This is a genomic window from Poseidonibacter sp., assembly GCF_041821165.1.
Classification (GTDB): Bacteria; Campylobacterota; Campylobacteria; order Campylobacterales; family Arcobacteraceae; genus Poseidonibacter.
The window spans coordinates 1-1,362 of record NZ_JBGUES010000275.1 but is presented as its reverse complement, the minus strand read 5'-3'; the positions used below and the strand labels follow the sequence as shown (position 1 = coordinate 1,362).

The 1,362-nt window shown below is 25.4% G+C and carries 1 protein-coding gene; it reads right to left on the bottom strand.

Features of this window, described 5'->3' with window-relative positions; translation table 11 throughout:
* On the bottom strand, positions 1 to 1,124 hold a 1,124-nt coding region (locus ACERKK_RS13110), incomplete at its 3' end, for a methyl-accepting chemotaxis protein (RefSeq protein WP_373773520.1).
* Between the last annotated feature and the right edge of the window lie 238 nt (positions 1,125 to 1,362).

The following is a 1,362-nucleotide window of genomic DNA, read 5'->3' as shown; positions in this document are numbered from 1 at the left end:
CCAGCTTCTCCTGCTGTTGCTGCTTCAACAGCTGCATTTAGTGATAATATATTTGTTTGAAATGCAATTTGATCAATTACAGTTATTGCTTCACTTATTGCTGTAACTTTTTCATTTATTTCATCCATTGAATTTGAAGTTTTATTTGCTAATTCATTTCCATTTGTTGCAGTAATATTTAATTCATCAGAAATACTTAGCATACTTACGACATCTTTACTACTTGATTTCATATTACTAGTTATCTGTTCAATTGAAGCTGCTGTTTCTTCAAGTGAAGCTGCTTGTTGATTTGCACTTGTTGATAGATTTTTTGATGATTGACTTAAAGTAATAGTATTTGACTCTAGTTCTTTTCCAGCATTTGTAATCATTGCAATTAATTGAGATATTGATTGACCTAATAATACAGAACCTGAGAATAGTGTTCCAAAATCTCCAAATAAACCATCTTTTTCTTTGCTTTGTAATCTAGTACTATATTTACCTGTTGCATAACCATCAAGGACTTTATTTATTTTATTAACCTTTTCATATGTACTATTAATCATCTCATTAATAACTACTCTTAAAGATTCAACCTCTTTAGTTGCACCTGATTGATGTATTTGATAACCTAAGAAACCATTTGAAACTTTTTCTACAACATCTGATAATTCAACTACAACTTTTCTATCTTGTTCAATAATCTTTTTAATTTTAATAATCTGAGTATTCATATCTTGAGTCATTAAAGCAAACTCATCACTTCCATGAACAGGCATTGGTTTTAAATACTCTTTTTCTCTAATTACATATAAAAAGAAATATTCTAAACCTTCTTTAAACTCTTTTAATGAATTTACGATTTTTCTAGTCATAAAAAATAGTGATATAAAAATTATTGCTAAAACAATAAAAATTACTGAAATTAGAACAATAAAATCTTGATTTAATTTTGATGTTCTATTTTCAATTAACAACAATAAATCTTGTGTAACACTATCTTGAAGTTTTTCAAATAATTGAATTCTATTTTGAGATACCTTATCCCATATTAATATATCTGCACCATATATTCTTTTTGATAAAAGGTTTAAAGATTTAAAAGCATTAGAATCATCGATTTCATTAAATTCTTCCAAATTTTGTGCAAGAGTATTATTATCTATATGCTCTTTTATTAAAGAACTATTATATAAATAAGTATCAAATACTCTTTGTAATTGTTTAAGTAATTTTTTCTCTTCTATAGTTACATTTCTTATTCGTTTATATTTTTTAATATCTCTTAATAAAGAAGTATGTTGTTGCTCAACCTTTTTTAAATATTTTCTTTTTCCTGTAGATAAATAGTTTTTAAAGTTATGAATTAATCCACCA